19 protein-coding genes and 2 other annotated features are annotated in these 16,598 nt (G+C 54.2%); of the genes, 9 read left to right on the plus strand and 10 right to left on the minus strand.

Features of this window, described 5'->3' with window-relative positions; all coding sequences use genetic code 11:
* Window positions 1-504 precede the first annotated feature (504 nt).
* The 7 genes from OIM03_00235 to OIM03_00265 form a co-directional block, all read right to left on the minus strand.
* On the minus strand, window positions 505-1,608 hold the full coding sequence (locus OIM03_00235; GenBank protein ID HJI72709.1) for an MBL fold metallo-hydrolase: 1,104 nt from the start codon (window positions 1,606-1,608) through the stop codon (window positions 505-507).
* A gap of 28 nt (window positions 1,609-1,636) precedes the next feature.
* The gene (locus tag OIM03_00240) at window positions 1,637-2,176 is read right to left on the minus strand and encodes a flavodoxin family protein (protein HJI72710.1); all 540 of its coding nucleotides are present in this window, start codon (window positions 2,174-2,176) and stop codon (window positions 1,637-1,639) included.
* Window positions 2,177-2,231: 55 nt separating this feature from the next.
* On the minus strand, window positions 2,232-2,720 hold the full coding sequence (locus OIM03_00245; protein ID HJI72711.1) for a pyridoxamine 5'-phosphate oxidase family protein: 489 nt from the start codon (window positions 2,718-2,720) through the stop codon (window positions 2,232-2,234).
* A 24-nt stretch (window positions 2,721-2,744) separates the two neighbouring features.
* The gene (locus OIM03_00250; GenBank protein ID HJI72712.1) at window positions 2,745-3,209 is read right to left on the minus strand and encodes an MATE family efflux transporter; all 465 of its coding nucleotides are present in this window, start codon (window positions 3,207-3,209) and stop codon (window positions 2,745-2,747) included.
* Window positions 3,098-4,087 carry an MATE family efflux transporter gene (locus OIM03_00255; protein HJI72713.1) on the minus strand — a complete coding sequence of 330 codons (990 nt, stop codon included), beginning with the start codon at window positions 4,085-4,087 and terminating at the stop codon, window positions 3,098-3,100. Before OIM03_00255 ends, OIM03_00250 begins: the two co-directional genes overlap by 112 nt.
* 88 nt (window positions 4,088-4,175) lie before the next feature.
* Window positions 4,176-4,853 (minus strand): substrate-binding domain-containing protein, encoded by a 678-nt coding sequence (locus OIM03_00260; protein ID HJI72714.1) that lies wholly within the window; start codon window positions 4,851-4,853, stop codon window positions 4,176-4,178.
* Between the two features lie 38 nt (window positions 4,854-4,891).
* Window positions 4,892-5,107 (minus strand): LysR family transcriptional regulator, encoded by a 216-nt coding sequence (locus tag OIM03_00265; GenBank protein HJI72715.1) that lies wholly within the window; start codon window positions 5,105-5,107, stop codon window positions 4,892-4,894.
* Between the two features lie 61 nt (window positions 5,108-5,168).
* Between OIM03_00265 and OIM03_00270 the strand changes: the two genes are divergently transcribed.
* A complete protein-coding gene (locus OIM03_00270; protein ID HJI72716.1) occupies window positions 5,169-6,179 on the plus strand; it encodes an alpha/beta hydrolase in 1,011 nt (336 codons plus the stop codon).
* On the plus strand, window positions 6,176-6,592 hold the full coding sequence (locus OIM03_00275) for a MarR family transcriptional regulator (protein HJI72717.1): 417 nt from the start codon (window positions 6,176-6,178) through the stop codon (window positions 6,590-6,592). The genes OIM03_00270 and OIM03_00275 overlap by 4 nt, the downstream gene beginning before the upstream one ends.
* Before the next feature lie 54 nt (window positions 6,593-6,646).
* Here the strand turns inward: OIM03_00275 and OIM03_00280 are convergent, their stop codons facing one another.
* From OIM03_00280 to OIM03_00290, 3 genes are all read right to left on the minus strand, one after another.
* Window positions 6,647-6,889: a hypothetical protein gene (locus tag OIM03_00280; GenBank protein HJI72718.1), complete on the minus strand. Its 243-nt coding sequence runs from the start codon at window positions 6,887-6,889 to the stop codon at window positions 6,647-6,649.
* Window positions 6,890-7,286: 397 nt separating this feature from the next.
* Window positions 7,287-8,168: a LysR family transcriptional regulator gene (locus OIM03_00285; protein HJI72719.1), complete on the minus strand. Its 882-nt coding sequence runs from the start codon at window positions 8,166-8,168 to the stop codon at window positions 7,287-7,289.
* Between the two features lie 13 nt (window positions 8,169-8,181).
* Entirely contained in the window at window positions 8,182-9,372 is a 1,191-nt protein-coding gene (locus OIM03_00290) for an MFS transporter (protein HJI72720.1), read from the minus strand.
* A gap of 346 nt (window positions 9,373-9,718) precedes the next feature.
* Window positions 9,719-9,928: a binding site (T-box leader), on the plus strand.
* A gap of 45 nt (window positions 9,929-9,973) precedes the next feature.
* Window positions 9,974-10,226: a binding site (T-box leader), on the plus strand.
* A 91-nt stretch (window positions 10,227-10,317) separates the two neighbouring features.
* On the opposite strand from OIM03_00290, the gene OIM03_00295 reads away from it, so the two are divergent.
* From OIM03_00295 to OIM03_00325, 7 genes are all read left to right on the plus strand, one after another.
* Window positions 10,318-11,445, plus strand: coding sequence for a glutathione S-transferase C-terminal domain-containing protein (locus OIM03_00295; protein ID HJI72721.1), 1,128 nt, complete (start codon window positions 10,318-10,320; stop codon window positions 11,443-11,445).
* 21 nt (window positions 11,446-11,466) lie between these two features.
* Window positions 11,467-12,801: an MmgE/PrpD family protein gene (locus OIM03_00300; protein ID HJI72722.1), complete on the plus strand. Its 1,335-nt coding sequence runs from the start codon at window positions 11,467-11,469 to the stop codon at window positions 12,799-12,801.
* Between the two features lie 14 nt (window positions 12,802-12,815).
* Window positions 12,816-13,298 carry a GNAT family N-acetyltransferase gene (locus OIM03_00305; GenBank protein ID HJI72723.1) on the plus strand — a complete coding sequence of 161 codons (483 nt, stop codon included), beginning with the start codon at window positions 12,816-12,818 and terminating at the stop codon, window positions 13,296-13,298.
* Window positions 13,299-13,314: 16 nt separating this feature from the next.
* The gene (locus tag OIM03_00310; protein HJI72724.1) at window positions 13,315-14,157 is read left to right on the plus strand and encodes a transporter substrate-binding domain-containing protein; all 843 of its coding nucleotides are present in this window, start codon (window positions 13,315-13,317) and stop codon (window positions 14,155-14,157) included.
* An 11-nt stretch (window positions 14,158-14,168) separates the two neighbouring features.
* Window positions 14,169-15,011 (plus strand): transporter substrate-binding domain-containing protein, encoded by an 843-nt coding sequence (locus tag OIM03_00315; protein HJI72725.1) that lies wholly within the window; start codon window positions 14,169-14,171, stop codon window positions 15,009-15,011.
* A 67-nt stretch (window positions 15,012-15,078) separates the two neighbouring features.
* On the plus strand, window positions 15,079-15,762 hold the full coding sequence (locus tag OIM03_00320) for an amino acid ABC transporter permease (GenBank protein ID HJI72726.1): 684 nt from the start codon (window positions 15,079-15,081) through the stop codon (window positions 15,760-15,762).
* A 9-nt stretch (window positions 15,763-15,771) separates the two neighbouring features.
* Window positions 15,772-16,464 carry an amino acid ABC transporter permease gene (locus tag OIM03_00325; protein HJI72727.1) on the plus strand — a complete coding sequence of 231 codons (693 nt, stop codon included), beginning with the start codon at window positions 15,772-15,774 and terminating at the stop codon, window positions 16,462-16,464.
* The last annotated feature ends 134 nt before the right edge of the window (window positions 16,465-16,598 follow it).

Genomic DNA, 16,598 nt, shown 5'->3' on the forward strand with positions numbered 1-16,598 from the left:
TCTTTGGACTCATGCTTGTGCGGACCGTCTCCATCCACGCTTATATGTATTATTTATTTTACTGATTACTGTATGGTAAGTCAAGAAACTTTTTGAAAGAGGGAGATTGAGGGAGCATTCATGAAGGGAATGATTAAAGGGGATGCAGAAATGTGCGATCATTTTTGCATCCCCTTTATGCCTGCATATCCGATTAGAAGATTTTCCAGCACAAGTGCACCTTTGGATTGTCTGAAAACCATACAGCAAGCCATCGGCTGAGGAACAGAACCATTAAAACCATAATACCAGCCTATCGGCTGAGGAAATGCAACTCATCCGACCCGTACACTAAGACTTATGTCATTATCATGAATCACTTCTATACCAACTGGTATACGGCCCACCTTCCCTTCCAGGGCAAGGTTAAGACCGGCCTACGGCCCTTCTTCCCCGCCCCAGGAAGGCAAGTCCGGAGCCGGATTCGTGCAGTCCCTCTTCATCTTATTTAATTCATTTTCTTAATTAATTCATTAGTTCCCACCAGCGGCCGAAGTACTGGTTCTTGTCTCCGATGCGGAGGGTTTCTCCGATCATGGGTGTCAGGAGCGTCAGGTCTTTTTCGTGTGCTGCTTTCACAAGGCGGACGTACGGGTCCTTCCACTGGTGCGTGGAGAGCGGGTACTTTCCATTGTGGCAGGGAACGACGGTCTTCGCATGGAGGTCGACGGCTGCCTGGGCTGTTTCTTCCGGCATCATGTGGACGGAGTGCCAGTCCTTGTTGTACTGGCCGTCTTCCAATATTGCCAGGTCGAATCCGCCGAACTGGTCGCCGATCCTTGCAAATCTTCCGTCATAGCCGCCGTCTCCGCTGTAGAAGACTTTCCTTCCAGGCGTGATGAAGGCAAAGCCTGCATAGAGCGTCTGATTTCTCTTCAGCATCCTTCCTGAGAAATGGCGCGCAGGGAGGACCCAGACGGTGAGGCCGTCGTCGATCTTGACGGGCGTATTCCAGTCTTCTTCAGAAATCTTTTCGAGCGTGTAGCCCCACTTTTCGTAGTATCCGCCATTTCCAAGGCCGGTCACGACGTGCTTGACCTTCGGCTCGATGGCACGGACGAAGTCATAATCGAGGTGATCCCAGTGATCGTGGGAGAGCACCATGACGTCGATGTCATCCGGTATGTCGTCGGGCGTGTAGATGTTGCTTCCTTCAAAAGCCTTGTCCACGAAGGGAACCGGCGATGCATACTCAGCGGAAATAGGATCGATCAGGATCCTGTGCCCGTTCAGCTGCATATAGTAAGAGGAGTGCCCCATCCAGACAAGGACGTCCTTGTCCCTGGGGAGCTGTTTCAGGTTCGTCTTCACGGTGATCATGGGATCGGCAGGGATCGTCTTTCCCAGTGTCGGGAAGAAGAATTCCTTCCAGAAGCCAAGGGAAGGGGTGACCTTCTCATGCGGCGTCTCGGGGACGAACTCTCCGTTCACGTAGTGCGGAGACGCTTCGATGCGCGCCTTTCTTTCCGGCGTCATCAAAGGATCCATCTGAGGCTGGTTCACAAACCAGTACCCGAAGACCCCCAGAAGGGCGATGGCCGCCACGACCCAGCGCAATATATGAAACATAGTTCCTCCTCTTCTAAAACGGCTTTCCTTATACATTCATTCCGGCTTTTCTGGCTTCCTCAAAGGCAGCGCTTCCTTTCGCCATGCCCGGATTCGTCATGCCGCCTGCAAAGACGGAGCCGGCAAAATGCGACTGTGGGAAGCATTCGATCCAGCCTTCAAGGCCGCTCTTCGCTCTTTTCATCGCATACTCATCCTCTTCAGCGGCTGAAGCCAGAAGGTAGACGTCCTTGAACTGGCAGTCGGCTATGTAGAGCGGGTTCAGCCTGTCGAGGAATGTCTTCATCTGCCCGCTCATTTCATAATAATAAATCGGCGTGGCAAACACAAGAACATCGGACGTGCGGACGATTTCCTGCATATCGTTCATGTCGTCATGGATGACGCACTTTCCTGTCTTCTGGCTGGCAAGGCAGCCCGTGCAGAAACGGATGTCCTTCCCTGTGAGCGAAATGAGCGTCACTTCATTGCCCGCTTCCGATGCGCCCATGGCAAAGGCATCCGCCAGAACGGCCGAATTGCTCCCATGACGAAGACTTGTAGAAATCACAGTGACTTTCTTTCCCATACCTTTTTCCTCCTTAATCCCTTACTCCCTTTTATTGTTATTTATACAGAGACGGTCATTTGCGAAGAGGCGGATTGGCCTTGGCCTGGAATTCTTCCACGTCCAGCCTGTACACCTCGACCTGATTGGCCATCCTTTCGGTGAAGGCCCATTTCCTGTCAGATGTCTGTGCCATGATGATTTCAAGGCCTTGGCACTTCTCCGCCGGATCTTCAAGGATCGTCACAATGCCGCTTCCGATAATGGAATGATAATGATTCGTGAAATCGCAGGCTTCCTCAGCAGGAATGACCATTTCCCCCGTATCGATCACAAAGCCTGCCTTCGGGTTTCTTCGGATACAGTCCAGCCTGTGTCCGCTTCTGCCCCCGTGGAAATAAATGGAAAGTCTGCCGTCCTCATACGTATAGCCGTAATTGACGGGCACGACGTAAATCCTGTCCTCATCATAGAGGCCGATGCGGACGACGCCGCACTCCTTCAGGATGGAATCGATGAGAGCTTCATCGGTGACTCTCCTGTCTTTTCTTCTCATTTCTGTCATGGAAATCCCCCTTTTCCCAATGGTCTACACGCGGTCAGGCCCCATGTAGAGCTTGCGGTAATAGTAAAGAACGAAAAGTATGCCGGCAGCAGCGACCAGCCAGCTCAGCGGATAGACCGCCATGAGCCATGTGAAGGTCTGGTGCGTCGGGAAAATAGTGAAAACGTAAAGAATACGCGTGCCGCAGATGCCAACGAGTGCTGCCATGGCAGGCGCCAGGGACTTTCCGAAGGCACGAAGGAAACCTGAAACAGCTTCGGAAATCATATTGAGCGGTTCAGGAATCAAAATGAATTCGAGGCGGATCATGCCAAGCGCAATGACTTCCGGATCGGAGCTGAAAACGGAAAGGAGGTAAGGCCCTGCCGCCAGCACGATCATGGAAGAGGCGACCGTCGCGGCCAGATTCTGCAGCGTGCAGATCTTCCCCACCCTTCTGCAGCGGGAAAGAAGGCCCGCGCCGTAATTCTGCCCCGTGATGTCGTGCATGCCTGCCCGAAGGAATTCATGATGTAGTACACAAGGATTTCCAGATTGAAAGCGGCCGCCGAAGCTGCCATGACCTCTGCGCCGAGGCTGTTGATGGCCGCCTGGATGACGACATTCGACAGGCTGAAGACAGCGCCCTGCACGCCGGCCGGCGTACCGATGGAAAGGATCTTGCGGAGAATCCCCCAGTCCACTTTCATATCATGGAAGGAAATGTGGATCGCGCTTTTCGTATTCTTCATGAGGTAAAGAAGAAGCGAAGAGCTCATGAGCGTCGCAAAGACGGTGGAAGCCGCCACGGCGACGACATCCATGCCGCAGTAGACGACAAGGAAAAGGCTTAAACATGCCTTGCACGTGCCGGCCGCAAAGAGGCACATGAGCGGCGTCCTCGTATCGCCCTGGCTCCTGAAAATCGCCGAGGTGAAGTTATAGACAAGGATGCCCGGCATCGCGATGAATATGGTTTCCAGGTACTCGCGGGACATTGTCTCGACTTCCTTTGGCACCTGAAGGAGCCGGATGACTGAATCCGCGCTGAGAACGCCGAGCACGGCAAAAAGAATGCCCGCCAGAACGGCGAAGACGATCGTCGTATGCACGGCCTTTTTTACTTTTTCCAGATTTCCCTGCCCCGTGTACTGGGAAATGACGACGTTCGCGCCAAGGGAAATCCCTACAAAGAACGTAACGAGAAGCCCGACGACCGGCGCATTGCTGCCGACGGCGGCCATGGCTTCCTTACCAACAAAACGCCCCATGATGATGATGTCGATGGCATTGAAAAGCTGCTGGCAGATCCCTGTGACCGCCAGAAGTATGGCAAAAGAAACCGTCTTGTCGCCAATCGACCCATGGAGCATGTCCATTTTTCTCATATATCCGTAATCCCTTCTTATTCTATATTTCTTATTATAACAAAAATTACAAAATGATTAACGGATAATAAGGCGGCATCCGGACCTGTCACAAGCCTTTTTCTGCCGCTTCCTTCTGGAGGAACCTGATGAAAGCTTCTGCTGCGCGGCCGAAGGGCTGGTCCTTCTTCCATGCAATGACCGTCTCTATCTTCCTTTCCGGTTCAAGCGGCAGGAAGGAGAGTCGTCTTTCATCAAAAAGCGTGGCCGCTCCTTCCGTCGTAATGACATAGCAGCCAGGATCTTCGGCAAGGATCACGCGGCTTCCGCCCAGGTCCCACTTGATCGGGGACGTGATCGTCTTCCTTACGCTCCCCAGCCAGTTTGCGATTTCTGCATTGAGCTCAAGGCGCCCGGGAAGGATGACCGTCTTCCCCAGGAGATCTTCCTTCCGGATGGATTCTTTTTCCGCAAGGGGATCATCTGCTCTCATGATGACGCCCCAGCGGGCATCGGGACCGATCGGGACGGAATCATACTTCACTGAATCAAAGGGACGGACGAGGACAGCCGCATCGATGAGGCCCATGTCCATCCACTCGGTGACGCGGTCCGTGACCCCTGTCTGGTAATCGAAGAACACATGGGGATGCTCCTTCTGGAACTTCCGTATCAGGGAAACGAAGACAGATGTCACAAGGAGCTCGCCGCCTCCGACAGCAACCGTCCCCGCCAGTTCCTCGCCCGAAGAAATTTCCTCCTTCGTCTTGGCCAGGAGCTCTTCCATTTCCTCTGCGCGGCGGCGGAAGAGGATGCCCTCGCTCGTCAGTGTGATCCTTCGGCTCGAGCGCTCGAAAAGGCGCGCGCCAAGCTCTGACTCCAGCTCTGCCAGTGACGGGAAAGCGTCGGCTGCGTCATGTGGAGACGCTTCGCTGCCTTTGTGATATTTCCCTCTCTGGCAGCCGCCAGAAAATAATGAATCACACGCATGTCCATGATTTCCTCCTGCCCAATAAAGGGCGTCTTGACAATTAGTAACATATCGTACTAATATGGAATTGTCAAATGAATTGTCCTTGCCGAAAGGCGGAAAGGAGCCTATATGAATAAGAAATGGCTGACAGCCCTTGCGCTGTCCGGATTTTTACTTGCAGGAGGGAGCGCATTCGCTATGGAACCTACTATCAATGTCGATTCTTCAACGGCCAATATGCCGAACAAGGCAGAAAGCCATCTTTTGAAAGTCAATGTCGTGACACCGGAAATCAAGCAGATCTCCGGCGTCGTCTATGAACAGGTACCGTCCCGCGGCTATGAGAACGTAGCCATGAAGATGGATATCCTGAAACCCCAGTCCAAGACACCGCTCCCGGCAATCGTCTACGTCACGGGCGGCGGCTTCATCAATGCCAATAAGGATAACGGCATCCAGCTCCGCATGCACCTGGCCGAAGCCGGCTACGTCGTCGCATCCATCGAATACCGCGTCGCTCCGACGGCTACATTCCCGCAGCCTCTGGAAGACGTGAAGGCATCCATCCGCTACCTGCGCGCCAATGCCAAGAAGTTCAATATCGATCCTGACCGCATCGGCATCGTAGGCGGAAGTGCGGGCGGCTACCTCACTGCCATGGCCGGCGTGACAAGCGGCACGACGACCTTCGACAAAGGCGAAAACCTCGACCAGTCCAGCAGCGTCAAGGCAGCTGTCGATCTCTACGGCCTCTCCGACCTCACCCGCATCGGCGATGATTACTCCGACGCCGTGAAGGAAGCCCACAAATCTGCAGGTGCTACCGAAGCCCTCTGGGTGAACGGCTCTCCTGTCTTTGGCGGACGTGACGGCGGCATCCTGGCCGATCCTGCTGCTGCCAAAGCGGCTGATCCCATGACTTACGTCGGAAAGAACAGCGCTCCTATGCTTCTCATGCATGGCACGAAGGATTTCGTCGTTTCCCCGAGCCAGACAGACCTCCTCTTCCAGGCACTCCGGAAGGAAGGCATCCCCTCTGACCGTTACCTCGTCGAAGGCGCAGCCCATGGCGGCGTCTACTGGGATCAGGCGGAAGTCCTCTCCATCATCACGGACTTCTTCAACAAGTACCTGAAATGAAACTAGACGAAACACCGGGCTATGCCCTCTGCCGCATTGCAAGGAAGGTCCACTACCAGATCGACCTCATCTTCAAGGAGGAAGGCATGACCGTCGAGCAGTGGGTCGCCCTGAAGACGATTTCCGAAAACCAGCCCCTCATCCAGAAGGAACTGGGGCGCCTCATCGAAAAGACGCCGAACACAGTGAAATCCCTAGCAGAGCGCCTTGAAAAGAAAAACTTCATCAAGAGGACGCCGGACCCCTCCGATCACAGGAACCTGATCCTCACCGTGACGGAGAAGGGACAGAAATTCACTGAAGAATACTCCGCCCTCGATGAAAAAGCAAACGATGCCCTCACCTCTTCCCTGACAAAGGAAGAAATGGAGGAGCTCGCAAGACTTCTGGATAAAATAGAAAAGAATCTTTAGCCAAAAAAGAGGCTGCGTGAAATGGATAATCATCTCCGCAGTCTCTTTTTTACGCTATTTGCCGGTGCATGCTTTCTTCTGGCTTGGGCAAGTAGAAGATGGCACAGCGGCCGGGACCGCCGTGTTCATGTCCCTTACGGCGACGAGGTTTCCTGTCGTCGGTTTGGATTTTCCTATTTCCCAGTCCGTATAAGCGATCGGAGCCATCAGATCCTCCGTCGAGCCGCTCCCATAGCTCACGCCCGCAGCTCCTGCCATGCCAAGCAGAAGGACGGCGGCTAAAATATATTTCTTCATGATTCCTCCTCCAGCGCTTGTGACGCTCTCTTTATCTGTATTGTAGAAGAAGAAGGAAATCATATCCAATGCCCATTTTCATGACTCATCCATACATAAAATGAATAGTGGAAGCTGCTGCATGTAAAAAGAGGCTGTGACGAAATCCAATAAAATACTGCTTTTTTCTTTTCTCGAGCGAAGCGAGGTTTAAGGGTGTCAGAGCTCGCCCCGTAGGGGGAGCTGGCGGCGGAGTCGCCTGAGGAGGTTCATTTCCCCAAGGCAAAGCCTTGGTTGTATGGTTTTCAGGTAATTCAATTATGTATCTGTGTTTGACCATCCTCCGATCAATTATCCCAATAGAAAAAGAGGCTGCGACGAAATGATTGCCTATTTTGTCACAGCCTCTTTTATTCTTTTATTTTTCTCCCAGTTCTTCCTTGAGGAATTCGATGAAGGCCTGGGCGGCGCGGCCGAAGGGCTGGCCTCTTTTCCATGCTACGACGGTCTGGATGCGCATTTCCGGGTAGAGCGGGACGTACTTGACGATGCGGTCGTCGACAAGCGGCATGGTGCCTTCTGTCGTGATGATATAGAGTCCTTTCCTCTTGGCAAAGAGGGAGGAATTCGCACCAAGGTCGCAGTGGATGGGCGTCTGGATTGTCTCACAGACGTCTCCCAGCCAGCTCCGGATATCCGCATTGAGTTCTCCGCGGCTCATGAGGACGAGTTTCTTTCCTGCAAGATCTTCTCTTGTGACATGTTCCTTCTGTGCCAGAGGATCGTCTGTCCTCATGGCGGCGCAAAAGCGGGCTTCGGGGCCGATCGGGACGTAGTCATACTTCTCCGCGTCAAAGGGACGGACGAAGATGGCCGTGTCGATCAGGCCGGAGTCCATTTTTTCATTCACCCTTCCCGTGATGTCCGTATTGATATCGAAACGGACAAGGGGATGCTTTTCCTGAAAGCGCATGATGAGGTCGGCGAAATGATCCATGACAAGGAGCTCGCCGCAGGCGCAGTTCACCGTGCCCTCGACGGTCTTGTTGCCGGAGAGTTCTTTTTCCGTCTTGTCGACGAGATCGACGATTTCCTCGGCGCGCCTTTTGAGAAGGAGACCGTCCGAGGTAAGGCTCACGTGACGGCTGCCCCTGTCCAGGAGTTTCACGCCCGTTTCCCTTTCAAGCTCCAGGATCTGGCGGGAAAGCGTAGGCTGCGTGACGTGGAGGATCTCGGCTGCTCTCGTGATGCTCCCTTCGCGGGCGACCGTGAGAAAGTATTTCAAAACGCGGATTTCCATAATGACTCCTTACTTAAATTTCCTTTTCGCCCCTGAAGTTCCAGATGATGACGCAGGCAGCGAGGAAGAAAGCGATGGCCGTGGACCAGAAGACCATGGCGTACCCGAAGTAGTTCGCAATGGCGCCCGAGCAGACAGGGCCGGCGACGTTGCCCATCAGGAAGACGGAGGAAACGACGCCGAAGACGATCGAGCGTTTTTCAGGCGGCACGGATTTGGCGATGATCGTATTCGTGCACGGTGCAATGAAGCCCATGCCAAGGCCCGTGATGCCGCGGAAGAAACCAAGGCCCGCGACGGTCGTCATGAGGTACTGCAGGATGAAGGTGAAGCCGACGAATATCGTCGCGGTGATGAGCACCCGGTGGATGACGAAGCGCGACGTGATGCGGCCGGTATTCAGCGATGCGAGCGCGCTGCAGCCGCCGGAAATGAAGATGATGAACCCGACGACGGTCGCAACGATGGGCGAGTCCCCCATCATCGATTTGATATAGAGCGGCAGGATCGGCCCGATGCCGGTGATGCCGAAGTTGCAGAGGAACTGCATGAATGTCATGATGCGCACACGCGGAATCTTCATGAAGAACTTGATCTGGCTCCATGTGGAGTCCGTTTCCTTCGCCGCCCCTTTCCTGTGAATGTCAGGCAGGAAAATCTGGAGCGCAATGAGGCAGAGGAAGGCAAGAAGCGAAAACGCGTAGAACGGCATGCGGTAGCCGAATGTATCTGCCACAGCGCCGCCAAGGAGCGGTCCGAACATGATGCCCATGACCATGGCTGCCTGGAAGTATCCCATCGACCAGGACGTCTTCTCTTCCGGTGTGACAGAGACGACGATGGATAGACCTATCGGGACAAAGCCTCCGACAAGTCCCTGCAGGGTGCGGAGAAGCAGGAGCTGCCAGGGCGCTGTCGCCATGCCGCTGAAGAAGGACGAAAGCACGACAGCGATAAGGACGATCGACATGACCGTCTTCGGTCCCCGCCTGTCCGCCTGGATCGACCAGAACGGCGCGGAGAATGCGATCATGAAAGGTGTGACGCCGATAATGATCCCTGCCCAGAAAGCAGCCTCGCCGGGATCGGTGATGCCGAGCTCGGAAAGGAACAAAGGCAGGAAGGACATGATGCCCATCATGGAGATGCCTGCGCCGATCTGGATCGCGCAGACGAGGTATATGACATGTTTCCAGTTTTTCATATCCCCTCTCCTTTCTTTTTCTAGTTGAATGGGACGGTTTTCCGTCCTTTTCTTATTATACTCCCTAAGAATAAAGAGTTGCTAACCGAAATGTTTAATGAAAAGAAGGGAAACATTTTTCTTTCATCGTTTCTTATTCGCGAGGTCGCTTATTCAATTTCGCTATAGGAAATGAGTTTCTTATTTTATTTCGTTTCTGATTCTTTTTCATGCTGCTGTTTCTTCTTTATTTTATTTATACAAATAGTATCGATTCGCAGGATGAAAAGCGTGAAATTCATATACGAATTTTTCTATTTCTTGCATTGACAAACTTCTATAGGAATGGTAAAGTAAGTGCAACATAATTTTGGCGATGAAGAAAAAGAGTACCTGAGCCTGTTCCTTTCAAGCGAGTCCGGACGGTGGAAGCGGACAAGGAGAAATCAGCGAAGTGCATTTCCGAGCCCTGCAGGCGAATGAAGTAGCCGCAGCGGGAGCACCCGTTACAGCGCACATGAGATGTAGAAATACATGAAATTGGGTGGAATCACGAAGCTAAGCTCTCGTCCCTTTATGGGGAGGAGAGTTTTTTTGATATCCACCTAAAGCATAGAAATCCATTATGGCAATGAGGAAAAGAGTAGCTGTCTGAAAGTGCAAAGAGAGTTCCCGGAAGGTGAGAAGGGAAACACCGTAAGATAGTGAAGTGCATTTCTGAGCCGGCGCGCCGAACGAAGTAGGCGGCCCGGGAGACGCCCGTTACAGCGCAGGAGTGTATGGAGCCTGACCGGGTCCCATAAGCACTTCAAGAGGCCTTGCGGGGTGACCCCAGGGCGAATCAGGGTGGTAATCACGGAGCTTCCGTCCCTTGACATTCAAATGAATGCCCGGGGCGGAGGCTTTTTTTAGGCCTATTTTCCTCCCCGCGGCGAATAATTTCTTATTCCTTAGGAGGAACATACCATGGCCGATTTCGAAAAAATCAAAGACTTTATCATTGACCCGAGCATCCGCGAAGCACGTGCGCACGTAGAAGTGAAACGCGCAATGAACCCCTGCCCGATCGACTTTTCCCAGTTCCAGTCCACCAACCCGCGCTCCAACGGCATCGACAAGGAGTACGGCGAAGGAGAGGACGCTTCGAACTTCAACATAGCAAGAAAGAAATACGACGACGATGAAGAACCGCAGTTCACTGCCTCCTTTGGCAGCGGCAAGGGACAGCTCCCTGTAGAACCGGGCCGCTACCGCCTCATCTGGTCCCGCCACTGCCCGTGGGCGAACCGCATCGCGATTGCGATCGACCTCTTAGGCCTGGACAAGGTCATTTCCAAAGGCGTCGTCGATCCGCTCCGTCCGGCAGGCGTCGTAGGCGGCTGGTACTTCACCCTCGACAAGGATGATGTCGATCCCGTCCTCAAGATCCATTCCCTCATGGAAGCCTACAAGAAGGGAAATCCGGACTATGACCAGCGTGCGACCGTCCCGGCTCTCGTCGACGTCACGACCGGCGCTGTCGTCAACAACGACTACCACGACCTTGACATCCAGCTCTATGAAGGCTGGCAGGAATACATCGACAAGGACGCTCCGGATATTTATCCTGAAGAACTCCGCTACGATATCGACGCACTGAATGACGTCATCTATGCCGACGTGAACCTGGCCGTCAATCTGGCGGCTCTGGCAGGAACGCAGGAAGAATACGAATACTACTATGACCTCGTATTCGACCGTCTGGACTGGCTGGAAGAAAGACTTTCCACCCGCCGCTACCTCATGGGCGATACCATCACCTCTCCGGACATCCGCCTCTTCGTCACGCTGACCCGTTTCGACCTCGTCTTCTATCAGAAATATCTTCTGAACAAGAAACGCCTCGTCGATTACCCGAACCTCTGGAACTATGCCAAAGACCTCTTCAGCATCCCTGCCTTCGGCAAGAATACAGACTTCAACTCCATGCGTCTTCGTTTCTACTACGTCGACCACACCCCGTTTGCAGATATGCCAAGACTGATGCCTAAGGGTCCGGACGACAGCCGCTGGCTGGAACCGAATGACAGAGCAGAAAAATTTTCCAAGAAATAAGTACGAATGAAAGGAGGAATCATGGATCCCATCACGCAGGAACTGACAAGCCTCATCCTTAAGACGGACGTCACAAGACGCCCCGATCTGGCCGAGGCAGGAAGAAGAGCCTTTGCCGACTATCTCGCATCCGCTCTGGCAGGAAGCAGGGAAGCAGCCGTCAAAAGGACAGCCGCCTTCCTTGAAAGCCGCAAAGGCGAAAGGGCCATCCTTGGCTTTGACGTAAGGACGACGCCGGAAAACGCCGCCTTCTTCAATGGCTTTGCGTCCCACTACCTGGACTTTGACGATGCGGAAGCCAACCTCATGGGCCACTTCAGCACCGTCATCTTCTCCGCCCTCCTTGCGATTGCAGATCCCTCTGATACCTTCGAAGATTTCCTTGCAGGATACACGGCCGGCGCCGAGACCGAGGGGCTCCTTGGAAGACTCGTGAACCCGGCGCACAAGAAGCGCGGCTACCATCCGACAGCCACGATCGGCCCCATCGGCGCCGCCGCTGCCATTGCCCGCTTCCGCCGCCTTCCTGAAAAGGAAGCCAGCGAGCTCCTTTCCCTCGGCGCGACAGAATCTGCCGGCCTTGGCCTTGAGGCAGGGACAGACACCAAGCCCCTCCACTCCGGCTTTGCCGCCAGAAACGCCGTCTTCTCCTACTTTCTCATCCGCGACTGCGCTCTCACATCAAGCACGAGCGCCTTCAACAATGACAACGGATGGGCCGCCGTCACGGCAGGAAAGACGATCGCAGAAGGCGCCCTTTCCAAACGCTGGCTTTCCCCCGGAGAACTCATTTCCCCGGGCCTCTGGATGAAGAAACACCAGTACTGCTCCGCTGCCATTCCAGGCGCGGCTGCGCTGAAGTCCCTCTGGAAGAAAGGTGTCACGCTGGATACCATTTCCAAAGTGACATTCCACTTCCCGCCCGGCAAGAGCTACTCGCTCCACTACCATGCCCCCAAGACAGGCCAGCAGGGCCGCTTCTCGATGGAATACGTCGCCTGGCAGATCCTCACGAAGGGAGACGTCGATGACGACCTCTTCCGCCTTGCCAAGACCCCGGCCTCCTTCACAAGAGCCCTTCCGAAATTCGGCATCCGGGAAGACCTTCCCCCTGCCGGCCAGGAAGTCCGCCGCATCGTCGTCACAGCCGACATGAAGGACGGAAGCCATTTCACGGAAGAAATCCTGAAACCGGACGGCTCGCCCGATCACCCCTTCACAAAAGGCGACCTCACAAAGAAACTCGCTTCTGCCTCCGATGAAGCATACGCAGAAGAAATGATCACCCTTCTCTCGGGAAGGCCTTCCATGAAAGAGCTCCTTGCGCTTCTCACTAAAGCAAGCCGCCATGTATAAGAAAGGAAATCAAATTGTACCGCTTACTCAATGCGAATGACGGCCATGAATACGCCGCCCTCGTCCATGATGCTTATCAGGCAGATGGAGAACTGGGCATCGACTTTGCCGCCGTCACGCTCCCGGAAGAAAAACTCATCCGCGGACTCATCCTGAATCCCACCTACGGCCTCTTCATCGAAGGCCGCCTCGTCAGCGCCATCACGCTCAGGATGCCATGGGTGAAGAAACCGGGCCCCTATGGAGTTCCCCATCTTGGATGGGTCTCCACAAGGCCGGAAGAAAAGCACAAGGGATACGCCAGGAAACTCTTCTTCCTTCTGGAAGAACAAGTCCTCAAAGAAGAACTCCGCACCCCTGCCGTCACCCTCGGCACAGCCGCCGAGCATCCCTGGCTCGTCAAAATGTATGAATCATGGGGATTTGAAATCGTCGAGACAAAGACGCTCCCCGGCAACAGCCACAAAACCGTTTACATGAAAAAATCGTATCTCTGATCGAAAGGACCTCACCATGCAGCTTAAATCCATCTTCAAAATCGCGGCCGCTGCCATCGCTGCCGCTTCCGTCATTGCCCTTGCAGGATGCGGCGGAGACAAGGACGCTTCCGCCTCTGCCGCCAAGAGCCAGGCATCCGGCGCCAAGACATACGTCGTAGCCACCCGCGGCACCTTCCGCCCCTTCACTTACATGGACGACAAGAACAACCTTACCGGCTATGACGTGGAAATCCTGAAAGAAGTCGAAAGACGAAATCCGGGCATCCACTTCGAATTCAAGACCATGGCGCCTTCTGCAGGCTTTGTCGGCATGGAATCCGGACAGGTCGACATCGTCGCCAACCAGATCACCTACAATGAAGAACGCGCGGCAAAGACGATCTACACCAAGGAAGTCAACAACTACACCGCCAGAAAACTGGCCGTCAGAAATGACAGGAACGACATCAACAGCCTCGAAGACCTGAAGGGCAAGAAGGTCGTCACCACGACAAACAGCGAAGTCACCCGCCAGCTCCAGAAGATGAATGAAACCATGGATCCGAAGATGGACCTGATCTACACCGACAAAGGCTTCACCGAAGGGGCGAACCTCGTCGTCACCGGACGCGCAGATGCCACCCCGCAGTATGAAGTCTCCATCACAGACGCTGCCAAGACACTCGGCCTTCCGATCAAAGCCGTAGGACCGGTCATCGCCAGCGATCCGACCTACTTCGCTCTTAGAAAAGACGAAGACCACCAGAAACTGGCCAATACCATCGACAAGACCCTGAAAGACATGAAGGCCGACGGCACGCTCAAGAAACTCTCGGAAGAGTTCCTCGGCAAAGATTACACCGTACCACAGCAGTAAAAGGAGAACCCATGAAATTTTCTTCCCTTCTTAAAGGGGCAGCCGCCCTCATCGCTGCCGCTTCCGTCATCGCCCTTGCGGGATGCGGAGGGGACAAGGACGCTTCCGCCTCTGCCGCCAAGAGCCAGTCCGCCGGCGCCAAGACATATATCGTTGCCACCCGCGGCACCTTCCGTCCCTTCACCTATGTGGACGACAAAGGAAACCTTACCGGCTACGATGTGGAAATCCTGAAAGAAGTCGAAAAAAGGAACCCGGGCATCCACTTCGAATACAAGATGATGCCGACTTCTGCCGCTTTCGTTGCCATCGAATCAGGCCAGGCGGATATCGTCGCCAATCAGGTCGGATATACGGACGAAAGAGCTGCCAAGACGATCTACACGAAGGAAGTCAACAACTACACCGCCAGAAAGATCGCCGTCAGGAATGACAGGAATGACATCAACAGCCTTGAAGACCTGAAGGGCAAGAAAGTCGCCGTCACGACGAACAGCGAAGCCGTCCGCCAGCTGCAGGATCTCAACAAAACCTACAACCCGCCGATTGAACTCATTTACACCGACAAAGGATTCACCGAAGGCGCCAACCTCGTCGTCTCCGGACGCGCAGATGCCACCCCGCAGTACGAAGTCTCCATCACGGACGCCGTAAAGACACTCGGCCTTCCGATCAAGGCCGTAGGCCCCGTCATTTCCAGTGTCCCCACCTACTTTGCATTAAAGAAGGACGATGATCACCAGAAACTGGCCGACACCATCGACAAGACACTGAAAGACATGAAGGCCGACGGCACGCTCAAGAAACTCTCTGAAGAGTTCCTCGGCAAAGATTACACCGTACCACAGCAGTAAGACCCGGCAGAGCCCGGGACTCTGCCATTTCATTTCCAAGACCCTTTCCTGAAAGGAGGCGTTTCTCTTGGACCAATTCTTCAATTTCAATTACATGGTGAGCTCGCTCCCTATCCTGCTCTCCTACCTTGACGTGACGCTCTTCGTCACAGCCGTCTCCTTCCCGATCGGGCTTGCCATAGGAGCCGTCACTGCGCTGGCAAGGATCCACAAGACTCCTGTCTTCTCGCAGATCTCCTCTGTCTATATTTCCTTCATCCGCGGCACCCCCTTCCTCGTCCAGCTCTTCCTCATCTGCTTCGGACTTCCGCAGGTGCTGCGCGCATTCGGCGCATCGGACATCCGCTCCGTGCCGGGCATCGTCTTCGTCCTCCTCATGATGTCGCTTCATGAAGGCGCCTACCTCTCCGAAGTCGTGAGAGGCGCCCTCTCTGCCGTCGAAAAAGGACAGCTCGAAGCCTGCCGCGCCATGAACCTCACCAAGAAGCGCACCTACTTCGGGATCATTTTCCCGCAGGCCTTCCGCTTCGCCGTACCGGTCCTTGGCAATACCCTGATTTCCTGCCTCAAGAATACATCCCTCATCTTCAATGCCGGCGTTGTCGACATGATGAGCAAGGCAGACCTCATGGGCGCCTACAGCTACCACCATCTGGAACTTTACCTTGACGTCGGGCTCATTTACATCGCCCTCTGCGCCATCGTCCAGATCGGCGTCATCATCGTGAACCGTTCATTCCGCTATGCGTAAGGAGGAACTATGCTGAACTTTGACCAAATGGAGAAAATGACACTTCAGATTCTCCCCTACCTTCCTGCGACGCTGGAACTTCTCCTCTTCTCGCTTATTCTTGCGATCGTGCTGGGACTTGGGGCAGCCCTCTCCCGCATCTACCGCATCCCCATCCTGCAGCGTGTCTCCCAGGCCTACATTCTCCTGGGCCGCGCCGTACCGACACTCATCATCCTCTACGTCGTCTTCTACGGGCTGCCGATGATCCTCCTCATGATCCGCGGCCAGGCCGATCTCACCCTCATCTCCGAGATCCCGCCATTCGCCTATGCCGTCGTAGGGCTTGGCCTTCACTCAGGCGCTTACCTTGCGGAAATCTTCTACTCCGCCTTCTACTCCGTCCCCAAAGGGCAGCTTGAAGCAGCAGAAGTCATGGGCCTTTCCACCTTCCGCACCGTGAAGAACATCATCCTTCCGCAGGCACTCACCTTCGCCCTCCCCATGATGGCCAACGAAGTCCTGAACCTCCTCAAAGGCACCTCCATCGCAGCCCTCATCACCGTCGTCGAACTCTTCGGCGCCGCGAATATCCAGGCTGCCCTGACGAACCTTTACCTCGAAATCTACATCTCCGCCGCCCTCATCTACTGGGCGCTCAGCATAGCGATCGAAAGAGGCTTCCGCTTCGCCGAAAGAAGAGCAGGCTTCTACCTGAGATAAGGAAATAGAAAAGCTGTGAAATCCAAATGACTGGATCTCACAGCTTTTTATGTTGGAAGGAAATGGAGGAATCAGAGAATTATCCTGCTGATTCAATTAAAGGGCCTTTTCTCCTTCCTTCATCCTGCTATTAA

This window comes from Veillonellaceae bacterium, assembly GCA_025992895.1.
In the GTDB taxonomy this organism is placed as follows: Bacteria; Bacillota; Negativicutes; order Veillonellales; family Dialisteraceae; genus Dialister.